The 19,384-nt window shown below is 44.6% G+C and carries 18 protein-coding genes; 3 read left to right on the top strand and 15 right to left on the bottom strand.

What is annotated here, in order from left to right:
• Nucleotides 1–27 precede the first annotated feature (27 nt).
• Nucleotides 28–849, bottom strand: a complete 822-nt coding sequence (locus LYZ37_RS17300; protein ID WP_272788094.1) for a phosphate ABC transporter substrate-binding protein — start codon at nt 847–849, stop codon at nt 28–30.
• A gap of 371 nt (nt 850–1,220) precedes the next feature.
• Between LYZ37_RS17300 and LYZ37_RS17295 the strand changes: the two genes are divergently transcribed.
• On the top strand, nt 1,221–2,864 hold the full coding sequence (locus tag LYZ37_RS17295; protein ID WP_272788093.1) for a methyl-accepting chemotaxis protein: 1,644 nt from the start codon (nt 1,221–1,223) through the stop codon (nt 2,862–2,864).
• Between the two features lie 45 nt (nt 2,865–2,909).
• Here the strand turns inward: LYZ37_RS17295 and LYZ37_RS17290 are convergent, their stop codons facing one another.
• From LYZ37_RS17290 to LYZ37_RS17275, 4 genes are all read right to left on the bottom strand, one after another.
• Nucleotides 2,910–3,311 (bottom strand): VOC family protein, encoded by a 402-nt coding sequence (locus tag LYZ37_RS17290; RefSeq protein ID WP_272788092.1) that lies wholly within the window; start codon nt 3,309–3,311, stop codon nt 2,910–2,912.
• Nucleotides 3,304–3,744, bottom strand: a complete 441-nt coding sequence (locus LYZ37_RS17285) for a MarR family winged helix-turn-helix transcriptional regulator (protein WP_272788091.1) — start codon at nt 3,742–3,744, stop codon at nt 3,304–3,306. Before LYZ37_RS17285 ends, LYZ37_RS17290 begins: the two co-directional genes overlap by 8 nt.
• Nucleotides 3,745–3,895: 151 nt before the next feature.
• Nucleotides 3,896–4,879, bottom strand: coding sequence for a chemotaxis protein (locus tag LYZ37_RS17280; RefSeq protein WP_272788090.1), 984 nt, complete (start codon nt 4,877–4,879; stop codon nt 3,896–3,898).
• A 148-nt stretch (nt 4,880–5,027) separates the two neighbouring features.
• Nucleotides 5,028–5,993 carry an ABC transporter substrate-binding protein gene (locus LYZ37_RS17275; protein ID WP_272788089.1) on the bottom strand — a complete coding sequence of 322 codons (966 nt, stop codon included), beginning with the start codon at nt 5,991–5,993 and terminating at the stop codon, nt 5,028–5,030.
• A 118-nt stretch (nt 5,994–6,111) separates the two neighbouring features.
• Between LYZ37_RS17275 and LYZ37_RS17270 the strand changes: the two genes are divergently transcribed.
• Complete coding sequence (locus LYZ37_RS17270) at nt 6,112–8,070, top strand: PAS domain-containing sensor histidine kinase (RefSeq protein ID WP_272788088.1); 1,959 nt, start codon at nt 6,112–6,114, stop codon at nt 8,068–8,070.
• On the opposite strand, the gene LYZ37_RS17265 is transcribed toward LYZ37_RS17270, so the two are convergent.
• The 7 genes from LYZ37_RS17265 to rbsD all read right to left on the bottom strand — a co-directional run bounded on the left by LYZ37_RS17265 (nt 8,067) and on the right by rbsD (nt 15,700).
• Nucleotides 8,067–9,611, bottom strand: a complete 1,545-nt coding sequence (locus tag LYZ37_RS17265; RefSeq protein ID WP_272788087.1) for a DUF3369 domain-containing protein — start codon at nt 9,609–9,611, stop codon at nt 8,067–8,069. The two genes, LYZ37_RS17270 and LYZ37_RS17265, sit on opposite strands and share 4 nt — an antisense overlap.
• A gap of 123 nt (nt 9,612–9,734) precedes the next feature.
• Nucleotides 9,735–10,739, bottom strand: a complete 1,005-nt coding sequence (locus LYZ37_RS17260; RefSeq protein WP_272788086.1) for a substrate-binding domain-containing protein — start codon at nt 10,737–10,739, stop codon at nt 9,735–9,737.
• A gap of 29 nt (nt 10,740–10,768) precedes the next feature.
• Nucleotides 10,769–11,689, bottom strand: a complete 921-nt coding sequence (rbsK, locus tag LYZ37_RS17255) for a ribokinase (protein ID WP_272788085.1) — start codon at nt 11,687–11,689, stop codon at nt 10,769–10,771.
• Nucleotides 11,690–11,831: 142 nt separating this feature from the next.
• A complete protein-coding gene (gene rbsB, locus LYZ37_RS17250) occupies nt 11,832–12,710 on the bottom strand; it encodes a ribose ABC transporter substrate-binding protein RbsB (protein WP_004745594.1) in 879 nt (292 codons plus the stop codon).
• A 60-nt stretch (nt 12,711–12,770) separates the two neighbouring features.
• On the bottom strand, nt 12,771–13,754 hold the full coding sequence (rbsC, locus tag LYZ37_RS17245; RefSeq protein ID WP_004745593.1) for a ribose ABC transporter permease: 984 nt from the start codon (nt 13,752–13,754) through the stop codon (nt 12,771–12,773).
• Nucleotides 13,751–15,256, bottom strand: coding sequence for a ribose ABC transporter ATP-binding protein RbsA (gene rbsA, locus LYZ37_RS17240; protein WP_272788083.1), 1,506 nt, complete (start codon nt 15,254–15,256; stop codon nt 13,751–13,753). Before rbsA ends, rbsC begins: the two co-directional genes overlap by 4 nt.
• A 24-nt stretch (nt 15,257–15,280) precedes the next feature.
• Complete coding sequence (gene rbsD / locus LYZ37_RS17235) at nt 15,281–15,700, bottom strand: D-ribose pyranase (protein ID WP_272788082.1); 420 nt, start codon at nt 15,698–15,700, stop codon at nt 15,281–15,283.
• Between the two features lie 309 nt (nt 15,701–16,009).
• Between rbsD and LYZ37_RS17230 the strand changes: the two genes are divergently transcribed.
• Nucleotides 16,010–16,273: a DUF3012 domain-containing protein gene (locus LYZ37_RS17230; protein ID WP_272788081.1), complete on the top strand. Its 264-nt coding sequence runs from the start codon at nt 16,010–16,012 to the stop codon at nt 16,271–16,273.
• A 152-nt stretch (nt 16,274–16,425) separates the two neighbouring features.
• Here LYZ37_RS17230 and LYZ37_RS17225 read toward each other — a convergent pair whose 3' ends face one another.
• From LYZ37_RS17225 to LYZ37_RS17215, 3 genes are all read right to left on the bottom strand, one after another.
• A complete protein-coding gene (locus LYZ37_RS17225) occupies nt 16,426–17,094 on the bottom strand; it encodes a LuxR C-terminal-related transcriptional regulator (RefSeq protein WP_171381237.1) in 669 nt (222 codons plus the stop codon).
• Nucleotides 17,095–17,225: 131 nt separating this feature from the next.
• On the bottom strand, nt 17,226–18,254 hold the full coding sequence (locus LYZ37_RS17220; protein ID WP_272788080.1) for a S1 family peptidase: 1,029 nt from the start codon (nt 18,252–18,254) through the stop codon (nt 17,226–17,228).
• A 73-nt stretch (nt 18,255–18,327) separates the two neighbouring features.
• Nucleotides 18,328–19,296, bottom strand: coding sequence for a S1 family peptidase (locus LYZ37_RS17215; RefSeq protein ID WP_272788079.1), 969 nt, complete (start codon nt 19,294–19,296; stop codon nt 18,328–18,330).
• Between the last annotated feature and the right edge of the window lie 88 nt (nt 19,297–19,384).

Here is a 19,384-nt window from a genome sequence, read left to right as displayed (position 1 = left end):
AAATTTAATAGATGGGGTTAACTGTTATTAGTTAACTGAGATGTAGCCTTTGTTATCAACAAGAGCTTGTGCTTCATCAGAAACCATCCAGTCTAGGAATTTCTGAGTTTCAGCAGATGGCTTACCTTCTTTGTAAAGAACTAGGAATGGACGAGCAACTTTGTAAGAGCCGTTCTTCACGTTGTCTACATTCGCTGCTACACCATCGATTGAAAGCGCGTTTACAGAGTTATCAACTGTACCTAGAGAGATGTAGCCGATAGCGTAAGGGTTTGAAGCAACCATTGTTTTCAGTGCGCCGTTACCGTTTGCAACTTGAGCACGTTGAGAGATTGCAGAAACTTTTTTACCAGAGATTTTCTTCTTAAGCTTCATGATGTCTTCGAATGCACCACGAGTACCAGAAGCTGTGTCACGAGTGATTGCTACGATTGGCTTATCAGCACCACCAACATCTTTCCAGTTAGTGATGTCGCCTTTGTAAATCGCAGTTACTTGTTCAGCCGTTAGCTTGTCTAAACCATTTTTTGGGTTAACAACAACAGCGATACCGTCTAGTGCAACTGTTAGTTCTTTAAGAGCAGGCTCTTTTTCAGAATCTTTCAGGTTACGTGAAGACATACCAAGGTCAGCACTGCCGTTTTTCGCTGCTTTTACACCAGCAGAAGAACCAGGGCCTTGAACTTCGATAAACACGTTGTTGTGTGTCTTCATGTATGTTTCAGAGAAAACTTCCATCAGTGGAGTTACGCTGCTAGAGCCCACTGCAGAGATAGTTTCTTTAGCAGAAACTGAAGTCACTGCCATTGCGCCTAGAAGTGCGATTGCACCGATTACTGTCTTTTTCATCACAATTTCCTTAAGTGGCTTTATTGCCGTTGTGTTTCACTTGAACGGTGCCCACTTTAGGACTCAAATATGACAGTTGTGTTTCACTTCGTTGAAGCCTGTATGACAGATTAAATTTTTCTTTTTCGCCCTCTCACTCTAAAACCTAGTCATTAGTTTCGTTGTTTCCTTTGCGTTAGTGATGGTTTAGAGAACGCAACTGAACAGATTTTAACCTAATGAAAAATATAATAAATTCAGTTGCATAATGCCTGTTCAAACTTTGTAAATAGCTTAATCACTTCACCATTGATTTATACATCAAAGGAATTAGAATCACTCTCATTATAACAATTATAAAACTATTAATATTTCATCGAAGAGGACTTTAAATGCGCCAGTTACTAAACGGCTTATCAATTAAGTTACAGGTCGTCGTGCCTGTAATATTCACCTTATTACTACTCATTGTCGGTATTACTTACAGCACCACCAGCTTAAAGCATGCTTTTAATCAGGTTACGATATCTACCGAGGATGTGGTTAAGCATAAAGACGAACTGACAAAAATCATCGACAATACTTATGGTATGCGTATTAAGGCGATTTACAGCCTATTTCGTCCCGAAGACGTTGCTCAACTTCAGTCAACATTACTTGCAAAACAGAATGACAATTTGCGCCTTCTCGACTCGCTGCGTGATATCGACGGCTTACAGCGAGAAGTAAAACAGATGGAAGATGCGATTGAAGGCTATGTGAGTTACTCGATCAACACCATGGTGCCACTTTTAAACACCAAACACAGCCAATCTGCGGTATCTAGCGAATTCCAACGTAAATATGACCAAGCCTCTGCCCTTTACCGCGATAAAGGCAATCTAATGGTTCAAGCGATTGAAGATTTATCGAGCAAGCTAAACCTACTGGCTTTAGCGGAAGTTGAACATAATGGTGAAATTCACTCTGGCGTAATGACCAAATCTATCATTGGTTTAGGTTTTGTTTTACTTGGCGCATTTGCCATTAGCTGGGTGCTCGCAGGGATTATCGTTACACCAATCAGAAAGCTACAAAAAGCGATGCAAGAACTCGCTCAGGGCAACCTTAAAGTGAGCGTTGAAGAGCAAGGCAACAATGAAATCACTGCCCTATCAATAGACTTCAACTCTACTGTGGCACAGCTTAAAACAACCGTCGACTCGCTCGTTCGAATCAGCGTCGACGTTGCTTCGGCTTCAACCGAGCTTGCAGCGGTTATGACTCAGTCAACAGCCAACTCAGATCAAGAGAAGAACGAGGTTGAGCAAGTGGCTTCTGCCATCAACCAGATGGAAAGTACCGCATCTGAAGTCACTCAGAATGCCAACCTTGCCGATCAAGCGTCCAGCAGCGCCGATAAACTTGCGCGAGAAAGCCTAGCGATCTTCGAACAAAACACTCGTGAAAGCGCCAAAATGGCTGATCAACTGACTCAAGCTGCGAGTGTCGTAAACACGCTAAAAGATCAATCTGAGCAGATTGGTAAGGTGATTGAAGTTATCGAGAGTATTTCAGAGCAAACTAATCTTCTGGCGCTAAACGCTGCGATTGAAGCGGCGCGAGCTGGTGAAAGCGGCCGTGGTTTTGCGGTGGTTGCCGATGAAGTACGTATGCTTGCCGCACGTACACAAGAATCGACCAAAGAGATTCAAACCATCATCGAGGAGCTTCAGCGACAGTCAGGCAGCGCTAACGACAGCATGAACTCTAGCTTAGAAATGCTTTCTCAAAACCAGCAACAAGCAGCGCAAGTCAGCGAAGCTCTGAGTAACATTAGTTCTTCAATATCTGAACTCACCACGCTTAATGCGCAAGTGGCTGTTGCTTCAGAAGAGCAAGGTCAAGTGACCTCTGACATTAATAAGAACCTTGGCAACATCTACGAGCTTGTTAGCCAAAACGTGACTGGGATTACCCAGTCAGCGGCCGCAAGCCAAGAGTTGTCTAACTTAGCTGAAAATCAAAAGCAGCAGCTTGGATTCTTTAAAGTGTAATTATCGTACTGTTCAAAAGAGGCTCTTAAAGAGCCTCTTCTCGTATCACTTTCGCGCGTATTTGATTACCGACAATACGCTGCCGAGCGGGTCACGAAATGAAGCAATACGGCCAATACGCTCAATATCCATCGGCTCAACCACTACTTGCGCACCGTTTTCTAGCGCTTTTTCAAGCGTTGCATCCACATCCTCTACGGTTACATAGGCTTGCCAAAAACTTGGGACGCCGCGCTCTTTTAATGGCTCCGGCATCGTCAGAATACCTGCAAATGGCTCAGAGCTGTTTTCGTTCATAACCAAGGCATAACGCGACTGGTTTCGTCCAGGTACTTCTCTTAGCGTCCAGCCCAATACATTAGTGTAGAACTCTAGAGACTTCTCAAAATCAGTCGTCATCAGTTCACACCAGCTAAACAGGCCGTGGTCTTCGAATGGTTTATCCATTATTTTCTCCTAATAAGTTCTCCACAAACATGTTGAGCAATTCGTGAAGTTGTTGCTGTTGTTGGCTATCAAAGTTGTGCAGTGCTTTACCTAACACACCAAAGGCGACGTGTTTCGAGGACTCAACCAGTGCAATTGCTTCTGGTGTCGCGACAATCGAATAGCTTCTTCCGTCAGTTTCAGATGTTAGACGACGTATCAACTCGCGCTTTTCCAATCCTTTAATCAGGCTAGTCACCGAGCCTCGATTTTTTAACAACCGTTGTGACAGTTCGAGCGGCGTAATGCGCTCTGCCTCGATGACTGTCATCAAGAATATCCATTGCTCACGGGTTAAATTAAGCCCATTTTGGCTAAATTGCGCCTCAAGTTCGTTGGTTAAAACCCGAGAAGCCAAGCCGACCAATCCGCCTATCGTGTCTGTTGGTTTCATAGCACTGCATTTTAGTTTGAATTTAAACTAGTTTATTAGATTTAATATCAAACCACAACAGTTAAGACGAAAAGGATCTTATGAGTGCAGGGGATTAACGACAAAAGGCACGCAATGCGTGCCTTATAGCTGAGAAATGAACGGGAGCGTTCTAAGCGTTCTTACCGAAGATGTACTTATCCATCATAGAGACCATCTTACCAATTTCCGGTTTGGTAATGGTATCGTTAGCACCGAGTGCCAATGCCTTAGCTCGGTTATCTTCACTCATTAGAGATGAGAACATGACGATTGGCATAGAGGCATAAGAATCACTATCACGCAGACGCTTAACTAAATGCATGCCATCCATACGCGGCATCTCTACATCCGTCACCACACCATCAATCAGCTCACTTACCGGTAAGCCTTCTTCTTTGGCAACGTCAATTAAACTCATGAGTTTCTCGTGCGCTTCACCACCATCTTTACATGAGATGATGTTGTACCCCGCAGAGCTCAATGTATCTTGAATCAATGAGCGAATAAACGCCGAATCATCCACCACCATCACTGTTTTAGCATTACGTTTGGTGACCATACGTTGGTTGAGATCAACGCTTCTATCAACCGTGACATCGTATTTTTCCATACTCAGCTCAGGGTTGATATCGGCAATAATTTTTTCGAAGTCTAAGATCATGATCAAGTTGCCATCTTTACGCACCACTGCGACCACGCAGTCTTGCTCACCGGCTTCAAGGAATTGGCTTGGCGACTCAACATCATTCCATGAGATTCGGTGAATTCGACTAATGCTGTCAATCAAGAAACCATTAGTCATATTGTTGAAGTCGGTGACGATAACGAATTTTTTCTGGAGATCTTTGGCGGTTGGTACACCCAACCATCCAGCGAGATCGACCAACGGAGTTAAAATATCACGAGATGAGAATACGCCCACCATATGCGGTTGCGCGTTTGGATAATCAGTTGTTTCCGGTACTTGGATGACCTCTCTCACCTTAGCGACGTTGATACCGTAATAGCACGTCTTCTTGCTACCATCTGGCAGCTCCTTAACCAAATGGAACTCGATAATCTCAAGTTCATTGGTACCACTTTCCGTTAAAATCGTACTGGTTGATCCGCTCATAATTCTACTTTCTTAGTTTGATCACTTTATATTATCGTCATCAATTACAAATTCTTTTGCTCTTTTTATCTGTAATCCCGTGAATTGTAAATCAATTGCTTCGACATAGTTCAAACTTCTCTATATCAGCACCTTAGCAAGTGATAATTTAATCAATTGAACGCCAATGCGAAGGCATTTCTAGACTCCACCTTGCTCGTTCTGGTTCTGAATAAATCGCTTTACCTTGATTGCCTGTCACAATAGGAATCGGTTTACTGTGCCCAGTGTTGATAATTTGATTCACCAAGCTCGCCGCCTGTTCTCCTTGACTGTGGCCGAACAGCACCACACCACCTACCGCTTTCTTTGCACCAACGGCAAAGTCCCAAAATGCAAAAATCGGCAACTCAGAGTGTTGATTGGTCCAATTAATGACTTGCTCGGCTGGGACATTATTACCCTGTTCATCCACCAGCGTTTGATAAAGACCAACAATGATGACTGTAAAGCCTTGATGTTTTGCCTCGCTGACTTGGCTTCGCCACTCATTTTTGGTCGCTAAAGCTTGAACATCAACATCGATCCCAAGGTTGTCTCTAATCAAGGTGTATTGTTTATCTATATAACTCTTAGCGATTTGAGACGTCACGCCTGAATCAAATAGCACCTTTACTTTGAAGTTTTGATCATCAAATAGCTTTCTAAGCTCACCTAGTGACTTAGTAAAAAGCGGCCGTTCTAGAACACCCGTTACCTTTGCCTGGCCGCGATACTTCGACAATAGCTTTCTAGGGTTCGAGTTAATCCCTAAAAACACAATCGAAATTGGCTCATCAAATAACATCGGTAGCATATAGGATAAAGCATTGTCATCGCCGAGAATGACAATATCTGGCTTAAAACTCTTATACTTGGCAAACGCTTCTATCGATTTTCCCGCATACTCTGTTTTAGGGATACGTTTGGTATCCATTTGGAAAGTTTCTAGCTCTACCGTGTCGACTAACGTAGCCTGTATGCCTTCCACATAACTTTTATCCCAAGGGTACTCAGAGTGATAGCTTTCAATAAGCAATACTTTAGTTGCAAATACCTGGGAAGAAAAAACTAAGCAAAGTAATATCCAACGCATGAGTTTTTCCTCTTGCTTTTCTATTAGTGTAGTTGCCTTAGCTCAAGTCTCCACTGGCATTCCACTTCAAATCGTATTTGAACGTCTATAATCAAAAATAAACTTTTGAATTAATACCATGACGCGTAGTAAAGACATCGAAGAAAGCCAAAGCAGCCCATTCTATAGCAGGATCGGGCGACGTATTATCCTGATTATGGTACTGCTTAGTGGCTTGATTACCGTGTTTACCACATTACTGCAACTATCATGGGACTACCGAAAAGAGTTCGATACCGTCAAACAGCGCCAATTAGAAATACGCGATATACACGCTCCTCTAATTGCGTCGTCAGTGTGGGATTTTGATCTACTCGTTTTGCAGCAAGAAATCGATGGCTTGGTAAATTTGCCGAGAGTGGACTATCTCAGAGTCGAAAGTGGTGGCTATACTTTTGAAGCTGGTACAGAAGTGATGGAAAACGCACTTACTAAAAAGTACCCACTGATCTACAGGCACCCAAACACATCTCGCGTGGAGGAAATCGGTCATATTTACGTTCAGTCTGATGCCCAAGAGATCTACGACTACCTAATCTGGCAAGCGGTTTACACCCTACTTCTCAATGCAGGTAAAACTTTACTGGTGTGTTATCTCGTGTTGATGGTGTTTCATCGCAGTGTCAATCAAAGGATCTTCGCAATTGCTAAATACCTTCGCCAATACAACCCACGTCATCCCGCGGATCCTCTGGAACTTGAACATCAAGCTTGGATCTCTGAAAAGGATGACGAACTGGATTGGCTTGCCGAAGAAGCGAATAAAATCACCAGTAATGTCACCCGTCTTTATGACAATATCAAGCAAGAGCAAGAGCGCCTCAAAGAGTTCGCCCATGTTTCTTCAGATTGGCTATGGGAGACTGACGAGTTAGGTCATCTTGTCTATTGCTCAGACAGTATGAGAGAAGCGCTTGGTATAGACAACCTTAGTAAACCAGTAATGAATCGGTTATCGGCTTTAGAGCATTGTGCTTCACTGCATGAAAAGCTTCGCCAACGGAGTACTTTCTCAATGTGTGAAGAGACCATCACCTTAAACTGTATTACCCAATACTTACTGTTTCAAGCCAAGGCACGTTACGAAAATGACCGTTTCTTAGGTTTCCGCGGCACTGCCATCAACATTACCGAGTTAAAGCTGACACAAATTGAACTTGAAGAGCTAAATCAAAACCTAGAACACACAGTGGCGACTCGAACCCTAGATTTGAAACAAAGTATGGAGCAGCTCAAACATACTCAAGAGCAGCTTGTTGAATCAGAAAAGCTCGCCGCTCTTGGGGGACTTGTCGCAGGAGTCGCCCATGAGGTCAATACTCCACTTGGGATTGCGGTGACGGCGACTTCTGTCATACGCGATGTGACCAACGAAGCGAATCAAGCTTTTGCCAATCAAACTCTCACAACAGATCAATTTAAATCAATTATGGAGCGAATGTCTGACAGCAGCACTATGCTCGAACACAACCTCAATAGAGCCGCTAAATTGATTCGAGATTTTAAACAGACCGCGGTTGACCAAGTGTCAGAAAGCCGTAGTCAATTTCAGGTGCACCAAGTGTTGGATGCTCTAATTGCCAGCTTACACCCAGAGACACGCAAACTCCCGGTAGTGCCTGTTCTTGAAGGCGATTCCAGTTTAACCATGAACAGCCTACCTGGTGTGTTAACCCAGGTTATTTCCAATCTGATTATGAACAGCATCAATCACGCTTTTCACGAACAGAACACGCCACAAATATCAATCCGTTTCCATCAAGATGCAGAGACAATGGTGTTTGAGTATCGCGACAACGGCAGTGGCATAGAGGCGTCATTGCACCAGAAGATTTTCGAGCCCTTCTACACAACCAAAAGAGGCAAAGGCGGCTCTGGCTTGGGGCTGAACTTGGTATTTAATCTGGTAAAACAGAAACTGAAAGGTGAACTGATATTTGAATCTGAAGTCGGCCAAGGAGTACGTTTCGAACTCAGGCTACCAAGGAATCTGCCTACTAGTGATTCTCCTGACCACCATTTAGATTACAACATCTAGTCAGGCAGAGAGTTACGGATTTCGATGAACTCTTCCCAGTGATTGATGAGCAAATCGACCAATTGCGGCTCAAAGTGTGCCCCTTTCTGCTTGAGAATCTCTGCGCGAATATCCTCATCGCTCCATGGCTCTTTGTAACTTCTTTTGGCGCCGAGAGCATCAAACACATCAGCAAGCGCGGCAATACGTCCGCTGATGGGGATCTCGTCGCCTTTTAACCCATTCGGATAGCCCGAGCCGTCCCACTTTTCATGGTGATAAGCCGCAATCTCTTTAGCCATAACGATCAAGCGACGTTTAGAGCGGCTTAAAATCTCCACGCCATAATCTACGTGCTTTTTCATGATCTCCCATTCCTCAGCATTGAGCTTACCGGGCTTATGAAGAATCGAGTCAGGCACGGCAACTTTGCCCACGTCATGCAAGGGCGAGGCGTGCTTAATCATACTGGCTTCATGCTCATTCAAGCCATAAAGGAGTGCCAGCTTTTCGCAGATAAGCGAGACTCGTTGAACGTGCGCTCCAGTCTCTCGGCTACGTGCCTCTACAGCGTTGGCGAGGTTATAGACCAGCTCTTTCGATGTTTCTTTGATATCCAGTAGCAAGCTCAGGTTCTCGAAGGTCAGACCGATATTCTGCATGTAAATTTCCAGCAGCTGGACATCCAACTCGGAGAGGTCTTTATGGAAATTGACATATAAGAGGCTATCGACACCCTGCTCATCACTGGTATAGAGAATAAAGGCGTCGCCAAAGTGCTGTGAATAACCTTGCTCAAGGACTTGTTGGCAACGATTGGCGACCTCTTGTGGTAACCTATTAAATGCACACTCACTGTAGCAATCCACATATTCACCCGTCGCCGCTAAAGTCAATGCTCGTGTTACCTCACCATTAGGGCGTGGTTTAACAACACAGTAAAAAGCTGATTTTTCCAACTGAAGCAACGAAGTTAGCTGTTCCAGAACCGAGGCGGCATAGGCTTGCAAAGTGGTGGTATTTTGAACTTTTGCGGAAAACTCAATCACTTTCTTAAGCCCTGACTTCTGTTGGCTAATAAGACATAAATCTCGATAGGAGCGTAGCATAGAGTAGAGAAGGGTTTTAAGCTTTTGTGTCGTCAGCTCTGTCTTCTCTTTGTAATCGTCAATTTCATACTCGCGAATGACTACGTCTTCTGGGGCTTGCCCAGCTTGTCCGGTGCGCAGTACTACGCGAATAAGATTGTTACCTAGCTCCTCACGAATAAACTTTACCAGCTCCAAACCTGCATGCTCTGTCTCCATCACCACATCCACCAGCGCCAGAGCAATATCACTATTTTGCTGACAGATAACTTTGGCTTCTTGTGCCGAGTGAGCAGAGATCAGATTGAGTTTGCGGCCTTCAAAGGTAAAACCAGACAAGGCCAAGCGTGTCACTTGGTGCATTTGAGCGTCGTCGTCTACCAGCAGCACTGTCCAAGGAACGGAAGGAACAACGTCACTTAGTGAGTTATCCTCAGGACTTTCTTGCTTTCTTTGATCGGCAAACAGCTCCATGTAGCACCTAATATCGAAAACGAGTTCATTCTTTAGGTTTAGCACATATTTGCAGATATTTACTACTTACTCATTAAGCAAAACAGTGTTGCGGTTCAAGCAAGTAAACAGTGACTTGTTGAGCTATACAAGTTGGCGGACAGTGGCTCGGCTCACTAGGGTAGGCTCTAGCTGAACCACCTGAGTATCTGTTGATTCACCTTCTAATTTTTTAAGCAGTGCTTCAACCGCCGCTTTACCTAAGCGGTATTTCGGCTGGTGAATCGTCGTCAGCGAAGGGCTCATAAATTTTGCGATATGAATGTCATCGTAGCCAATGATAGACAACTCTTCCGGAATCCGAATACCTTTCTCGTTTGCGGCATTGATCACCCCCATCGCCATCATGTCATTACAGACAAAAAGTGCACTTGGCAGCGGTCCTTTAGCAACCATTTTATTGAACGCTTCGTAGCCACCTTCACACTCAAAGTCAGACTCGATGATCCAATTAGCTTTGAACTCCAAGCTATGTTCGTTCAGCGCTCTTTTATACCCCTCATAACGCATTTGAGCTTGGTGCTTGACCAATGGTCCGGTGATACAACCAATCTTTTTATGACCAGATTCGATTAAGTGCTTCGCTGCCAGATAACCACCGCGCAATGAGTTGTCTTGGATCTTGTCACTGGTAAACAGCATCGGCCCCCAATCCATAACAACGACTGGAATGTCTTGGTATTGCTCAAACACTTCTAAACGCTCACCTTCAAGCGAAGAACACATCAAGATTAAGCCATCGACACGTTTTTGCAGCAAGGTATTGATCGACTCGCGCATCCGTTCGTGGTCGCCCTCGGTATTACACAGAATCAGGCTATAACCTTGCTGATAGCAACTGCGCTCGACCCCTTTTACTACTTCACCGAAAAACGGGTTAGTTGAGGTGGTCACCAGCATACCTATGGTTTTAGTGCGATTGACTTTAAGGCTGCGAGCTAATGCAGACGGACGGTAATTAAGCTCACGAGCGGCATTATTGACGCGCTCAGAGATCTCTTCACTGACGAAACGAGATTTATTGATGACATGGCTCACCGTAGAGGTCGATACACCCGCAACTCTTGCGATATCTTTCATTGTCGCCATGTCATTCTCTCCTTGCTTGTGGCTAGACGTTAGCTTTGCTCCGCTAAGAAAGCATCGACTTCTTCTCTTGATGGGATGGATGTCTGAGCACCAAAACGCGTCACAGAGATAGCCGCTGCTGCATGAGCAAATTTGATCGCTGATTCTAAAGGTAAATCTTCGAGCAGACCAGTGACCAATGCCCCATTAAAGGTATCTCCTGCTGCGGTTGTGTCTGTAGCATCAACCTTAAAACCAGGAATTAGCTCTCCGCGGCCATTTTGACTAAGCCATACCCCTTTCGCGCCAAGGGTAATCATGACGATTTCGATCCCTTTACGATGCAGTTCGTTCGCTGCTTCTTGCGCGCTATCGTTATCCGTCACGGTAATCCCAGTAAGCACTTCCGCTTCCGTTTCATTTGGCGTGATAACATCGACACAGGCAAGCAGTTCATCCGAAAGTGGACGCGCTGGCGCAGGATTTAAAATGACATTGGTGCGCGCTTCTTTGGCCACTTTGGCCACTTTTTCGATGCCACAAATCGGCGTTTCCAATTGCGTCAGCAGGTATTTGGCCGATCGAATCTGCTCTAAATCTGACTCAATAGCATCAGCGGTCAGTTTTGCATTCGCTTCTGCGGAAATACAAATACTGTTTTCACCGCTATCGGCGACCTGAATCATTGCAATACCCGTCGGGCAGTTTGGCTCCATTTTAACGCCAGCAATGTTGATGTTATCCATCTTGAAGTTTTCGCGAATGTTAATGCCAAACGCATCATCACCGACACAAGCAATAAAGCCGATATCCGCATTTAATCGTGCAGCCGCTACGGCTTGGTTTGCCCCTTTACCACCAGGAATAACTTGATAGTTTCGACCATGCAACGTCTCGCCAGGGCGAGGGAAAGAAGGCACTTGAAGAACATGGTCAGCGTTAACACTACCTAAAACCACTAACTTATTCATAAGGTAATCCTCGGCTCGCTAGAGCCACTTATATGTGAACAGGAGTAATAGCGATGAGCTCTAGGGTAAAGCGCATGGCTATTCGCCCTTCTCCCCTAAACGACAGATATAAGCGGGGAGAAGGACAAAATTAGTTAACTCATTACTTAGTGATAACTTTCAGTGGTACTGGGATGTACTCTTCTACTTGAGAACCTTTCAGTACTTTGTCAGCGGTTTCGATACCAAGTGCGCCGATAAGATCTGGCTGCTGAGCGATAGTTGCAGATAGCTTGCCGCGGTTAACCGCTGCGATGCCGTCATCTGTGCCATCGAAGCCAACGATCATTACATCTTTACCTGATGCTTGAACCGCGCGCAGAGCACCTAGAGCCATCTCATCATTCTGAGCAAATACCGCTTGCACATCTGGGTTAGCCGCTAGCAGGTTTTCCATTACGTTAAGACCTTTAGTACGGTCGAAGTCTGCAGGTTGGCTCGCAAGAACGTCCATTTCACTGCCTTTAACCGCATTCATAAAGCCTTCACCACGCTCGCGTGCCGCTGAAGTACCTGCAATGCCTTCCAGTTGAATAACTTTCGCTTTCATACCCACTTTTTCAACGATGTAGTTACCCGCCATTTCACCGCCAACAACGTTGTCAGAAGCAATGTGGCTCACCACTTCACCACGGCTCGCACCACGGTCTAGAGTCAGTACTGGGATGTTAGAACGGTTTGCCATACGAATCGCATTAGACACTGCATCTGAATCCGTTGGGTTGATTAGAATCGCCTTAACACCGCGGATAGTCAGATCTTCAATGTTTGACAGCTCTTTGCTTGGGTCATTTTGCGAGTCTAGTACGATTAGGTCATAACCTAACTCTTTTGCCTTTGCTTCAGCACCATCTTTCATCGTAACGAAGAAAGGGTTGTTCAGCGTAGACAGTACGATTGCCATCGTGTCCTGAGCTTGCGCTGAAACAGAAACGGTTGACGAAAGTAGTGCAGCAGAGATAAGAGTCGTTAGTTTTTTCATTTTCTCAGTCCTTGTGTAGGGTGAGCCAAGACACGTCACTTGGCTCGATTTAGTTATGATTTACTTGTTTTTGTTGTCTACCAGTACCGCAAGTAGAATTACCACTGCTTTAGCGATCATTTGGTAGTAGGAGGATACGTCGAGTAGGTTTAGGGCGTTGTTTAGGAAGCCGATAATCAGCGCACCGATCAGTGTGCCCATGATGCGGCCCTTACCACCCATTAGGCTAGTACCACCCAACACAACTGCGGCAATCGCGTCTAGCTCGTAACCCATACCCGCAGTCGGTTGTGCAGATGAAAGTCGTGATGTAACGATGATGCCAGCTAGCGCAGCAAGCAGACCACAGATGGCGTAAACACCAATCTTCACGCGGTCAACGTTGATACCAGATAGGCGAGTCGCAGATTCATTACCACCTAGGGCGTAGACATAGCGACCAAAGCGAGTGTGGTTAAGTAGGTACCAAGCGGCTGCAAATACAATAACCATTAGCCAAACTGGAACAGGGATACCTAATGCGTAGCCAGTACCAAACCAAGCGAATGCATCTGCCGTGTCAGTGAAGCCTGTAGAAATTGGTCGACCGTCGGTATACACCATGGTCACGCCTCGTAGCAGCGTCATAGTCACCAAGGTAGCAATAAAGGCTTGAACCTTACCTTTAGCGATAATAATGCCGCTAATCGCACCTAGTGCAGCACCAGCGAACAGTGCGGTTGGAACTGCGATCAAGACAGGCACTTCCATCGCGATTAAGCTCGCAGCGAAGGCACCACATAGGGCCAATACTGAGCCAACGCTCAAATCGATACCCGCGGTCAAGATGACCAAAGTCATACCGACGGCGATGATGGCGTTAACCGATGTCTGGCGGAGGATGTTGAGAATGTTATCGACCGTAAAAAAGTTCGGATTTAAGAATGATACGACAACAATCAAAAACAAGAGTGCAATCAGTGATTTCTGTTCAATCAACCACTCTTTGCTAAACAGTTTTTTGCTGTTTGTTTCCGTTGGTTTGCTCATGGTATTGGTACTCATGCTGCTTCCTCATTAATCTTTTTGCCTACGGCACAGGCGAGTAGTTTTTCTTGGTCGGCGTCTTTTGCATCAAACTCGCCGCTGATTCGACCTTCGTGCATAACGAGGATGCGGTCGCTCATGCCTAACACTTCGGGCATTTCCGATGAGACAAGAATGATGCTCATGCCATCGGCTTTAAATTTGTTGATAAGTTGGTAGATCTCTTTCTTCGCACCGACGTCAACACCACGAGTCGGCTCATCCAAGATCAACACTTTAGGTTTGGTCATTAACCCTTTAGCGATCGCTACTTTCTGCTGGTTACCGCCAGATAGGTTGCCTATGATTTGATCTCTAGTCGGAGTTTTGATGTTGAAAAGCTTGATGAAGTCTTCAACAGCGACCACTTCATCACTGTGCTGAATACGACCACCCTTGGTCAGCTTATCTAACGCGCAAAGAGACATGTTCTCTTTAACCGAAAGCCCTAGTACCAAGCCATCCCCTTTTCGGTCCTCAGAGATATAGGCGATACCATTCGCAAGTCCATCTTGCGGGCTAACGGGGTTAATCGTTTTGTTGTCGAGGTTAATCACACCACGTTCACTCGGCAGTGCGCCGTAGATGACTTTCATTAGCTCAGTGCGACCTGCGCCCATTAAGCCAGACACACCCAAAATCTCGCCCCGTTTAAGAGTAAAAGTGACGTCTTGGACTCCAGAACCTGTTAAACCAATCACTTCTAGACAGGTTTCACCATGACGGACATCGATGCGCGGATACTGCTCATCAAGCTTACGACCAACCATCATCTCAATTAGGCCATCTTCATCGGTATCAGAAACTTGGCATTCACCGATAAATTTGCCATCACGAAGAACGGTAATGTCGTCGCAAATTTCGAAAATTTCTTTAAGGCGATGAGAGATGTAAACAATGCCGCAACCTTGAGCACGAAGCTCGTTGATCACTTTAAATAATGATTCAGTCTCGGTGTCGGTTAAGGCGTCCGTAGGCTCATCCATAATGATGACCTTAGATTCGAACGACAGTGCTTTCGCAATCTCAACCATTTGCTGCTCACCCAGGCTCAGGTCGCCCAGCAAGGTCTTAGAACTGTGTTTGACGTTCAAGCGTGCCAGCAATTTGTCCGATTCGTCATACATTTTTCCCCACTGAATGCCACCAAATGCGCTGGTAAACTCTCGACCAAGGAAAATGTTTTCGGCAATAGTCAGTTCCGGAATCAGGTTTAACTCTTGGTGAATAATGCTGATCCCAGCTTCTTGAGAATCTCTTGGACCTTTAAAAGCTGCGGTTTCACCTTGATACTGAATGCTGCCGCTGTCTTTGGTGTAAATGCCCGTAAGCACTTTCATCAAAGTCGACTTACCTGCTCCGTTTTCTCCCATCAGTGCCATGACACGTCCGGGGTAAACATTTAGGCTTGCTTTGTCCAGAGCTTTAACACCTGGGAAAGCCTTTTCAATAGAGCTCAGCTGAAGAATGGCTTGAGTCATAATTCTTCCCTACGATCGCGCGGCTTAAAAAACCACACCTGCTTGAAATATAACGTTCGCATATGGTGTGCATTCACCAGTACGAACTACTGCTCTACTCTGCTGAGTACGAGCTTTGAAGTCTTCATGAGACACATACGTCACTTCAATTTTCTTACCGCTTAACTCGCTTTCTGTCGCAAGCTCTTTGACTAAAGCTTCATGATGAGCCGGGCTCACTTTGGCAAATTCTTCAGCAATAATGACGCCTTCAATCTGAGACTCACTTAATAGCACTCGTACTGTTTCTAGAAATGAAGGAACACCATGTGTTAGTGCTAAATCGATACGTTGCACTTCATCAGGAATAGGTAAGCCTGCATCACAAACGGTAATCTCATCGGTGTGACCTAATGTCGCCACCAAGTAAGAAAGTTCTGAATTTATAAGGGTACTTTTCTTCATCTCATCGACCTTTCAAAAATACGTTTATCGTACGGCAAGCTTTATTTTCTCTGTCATGCTTGTTATTGAGAAAATACTCATCGAAACGTTTCGATGACATAATAGTCCGTCACTTCAGAAATTCGAGACTCGATTCTATAGAGTGTGAAATTGATCCGCTTTGCTAGTGACTATTCTCTTATCAAAGTGATTGAGATCACCCATCGAAACGTTTCGATATGCCATTTTCTATATTTATTTGCTCGATTAAGCGGAGCAGCGGATCTTTTAAGGTATAGTGTGGGGCATCAAGAAGATTTGGAAATTGAGATGAAAAAGATTGCATTTTCTTTCGTTGCGCTGCTAACGCTAAGTGCCTGCCAAACAGAAGTGGGCACACAAGCCTGGTGTGACGAGATGTCAGAGAAGCCTAAAAGCGAATGGAATGCCCAAGGCGCTGTTGATTATGCTAAGCACTGTGTGCTGCAAGACGCTGTCGGAAGTGAAGGCTGGTGTAGTGATTTAGAAGACAAGCCAAAAGGCGACTGGAGTGCGAACGACGCAACGAGTTACGCCAAGCATTGTGTATTCTAATCGATATCTAAAGAGCATTTACAATTATGCAGATGCTCTTCCTTCCGGTTCAATCCGGTTTTCAAGTGTGATGACAAATTTAGTGCCTGCCTTAAATATAATGGCCAAGCGATTAAGCTTGGCCAAATAAAGACAACTTGTAACTTAGGCGATTAAACCCGCTCTTCTAAAGCGATGTTATTATTTGCCCACAACAGCGCTTGGAGGCGGTTCTTGGCATTAATTTTCTTAAAAATATTATGCAAGTGCGTTTTCACCGTGTTTTCACTGACAAACAATTCTTCTGCAATTTGAATATTGGACGCACCGTGCCCGAGCAAACGCATAATTTCTTTTTCGCGCTTAGTTAGGTTCGCATAGGCTTGAGAAGTTGTAACGGTATTCGCGCAGCGGAAATGCTCGATGTAGTCTTGAGCGACCTTGCGTGATAGCCACATTTCATCATTCATGATCTTTTCCATTCCTTTGAGCAGTAAAGAAACCTCATCATCAACGTAGAAAACTCCGACTAAATTACGCCACTTAAACAGATGGCTTGAAGGCGCTTCATTAGGGCAATTAAACACTATTTCTTTGACCGTGTATTGGCTAACCATTTTGGCTTGGTTGTACGCTTCAAACTTACTTTCATCCAGATAGTGGTAATCGATAAGAACAAGATTGCCAAGTAATGAACTCCCCTCTTCCATTTCTTCTAGCGCCTCAGAAGTAACCATGGTTACTTGGAGATCCAGCCCTTTTTCCAAAGAATCTTTCAGCAGTTTCGATTGCATAGTGACATCAGAAACAAGAGTAATTTTATAAATATCATTATTCATCATGGTAATTCCTGCTCTATTTATCGATAAGTTAAAACTATCGTTTAGTGGCAAATAGTCAACCTAACAAATCATAAACAGCCTTAAACAACGCAGGAAATATCATTAAATTTCATCACATTAACCGAACATTCTCATTTGTGAGAAGCGCGTAAATTGGATATGCGCATCGAGAATATCGACCTGAAGCGGCCTAAAAGTACTAGTAGAAGATAGAGAAGTACCAGCGGGCTTGTAGTCCCACCACCGCTGTCTCCACTGGTTGTTGTCACAGGTGGTGATGACGTTCCTTTCACTAATGTGCGCACACCATTAACGGTTGCGACATAAGCTTTCGGGGTTTCAAGACCATTGATAACGCGAGATATCCAAGCTTGGTAATCATGCACATCGGTAAAAACTGAAGTCACATTGCGGCTAGTATCACCACACGTACTTGGTCCGAAACTCGTTATGCCAATTTGAATGTACTGAGATCCATTATACCAATAGACAGGCCCGCCAGAATCCCCGTTACAAGTTGAGTTTCGATAACCGCCGCTGATTGGTCCACTGAAACAAAGATGGCTTGAGGTAAGCTTGCTACCGTATTCAACTTGACAATCCGATGTCGTGACATAAGTAAGAGTCGTTTCCAAAAGGTTCGTTCCGCCCGATACATTTCCTTCAATCAGTCCATGCCCTATTGCCTTAAAGGTATCACTAACTAAAAACGTGTTGTTGACCATTGTGTTTATCAGTGAGGAGTAGTCGGAAATGGCCAACGGTGTTTCTAACTTAATGATGGCAATATCATCAGGCCACAGCTCTGCAGATGAATCAATATAAGTATCTGGGTAGTAAAACTCTAAAGCTTTGGCCTGTTGATTAGAGAGAAAGTTACTTTCATCATCCAACTGTGGGGCCACAACGGTATACAGCATCAAATTGTCGTCATCGTAAATACAGTGAGCAGCAGTTAGCACGAACTGCGAGTTAATCATCGTTGCTCCGCAATAAGATGATGAGCTATATAAGTTACCGTTGCGAAAGAAAAGACTGGCGAAGGAAGGATAATTGACAATATTAGCGTCACTGCCGTTAACGATATAGGGGGTAACTTCAACGGCATAGCTCAACTTGGCGATCAAAAGCAGGCAAATTAAACGAATTGATGCTTTCATGCTTTCTTCCTACATCGTAACCACCCTTTAAGTTTAGATTACGATGTAGAAAGTGGGTCAGATCATTGGAGAGTTATTTACTGCGTCTCCAACCAACCAAGCCTAATAGTGTTAGAAAGGCGAGACCTAAAGAGCCGCCGCCAGAATCCCCAGAGCTAGGGTTAAGATACGCATTTCGCTGAGCGTCTGTTACGGTCACCTTAGGAGTTTCGTTTCCAGCCAGCACAGATGCAATCCAAGCTGAATGATCAGACACTTCTGTAAATATCGAGTTTGGCGTTACTGAAGGATTTCCACATGTTTCAGGACCAAAACTGGTTATTCCCACTTGAACAAAGGTACCTGAGTTATCCCAATATAAAGGACCACCAGAGTCACCTTGGCAGGTTGCATTATCATAAACGACCGTTGCTGCGCCTGTCATGCAAAGGTTCGCGCTGGTGTCTACATTGTAAACGCCATTGCAGCTCGCATTGGGAACATACTGCAACTGGGTTCTTTGCAAGTTATTACTTGCGTCGATATTGGTTTGAGTATTACCGTGGCCAACCGCATAAAACACTTGAACTGGGCTAGTCTGTCTATAAGTGCCTTCATCGCCTGTCGTACCTAGCGTTGCATAACTTGTAACAGCGGTAATTGGTGATGCGAGTTTCAGTATCGCAATGTCATTCGCCAAGGTACTGTTATTGTAACTACTTGGATAGTAAAACTCATTAACCATCACACGTTGTACTACTGAGTTAGGGAAATCCGTTTCATTTTGTAGTTGTGGCACAACAGAAGTAAACAACTGATTTTGCGTAGATCCATAAATACAATGCGCAGCAGTCAACACGTATTGGCTATTTAACAAGGTTGCTCCGCAATAAGGTCCAGAGCCATAACGACCATCATAATTAATCCGATCGTAAAACAAACTAGCAAATGAGGGATGAACACTCACATTGACGTCATTTCCGTTGACAATAAATGGCGATACGCTCGCACTATAAGCACTTGTAGCCCATAGACAAGAAAGTACTATCGAGATCTTTCTCATAACTTATCCTATTCATTAAATCCATTTAATTATATCGTTCAATCGACATAAAAAAACCTCTCCTAAGAGAGGTTTTAGCACAGCATAC

The sequence above is a fragment of the Vibrio tubiashii genome (assembly GCF_028551255.1).
Taxonomy (GTDB): Bacteria; Pseudomonadota; Gammaproteobacteria; order Enterobacterales; family Vibrionaceae; genus Vibrio; species Vibrio tubiashii_B.
The sequence above is the reverse complement of the archived record's forward strand: the minus strand, read 5'-3'. Positions and strand labels throughout refer to the sequence as shown.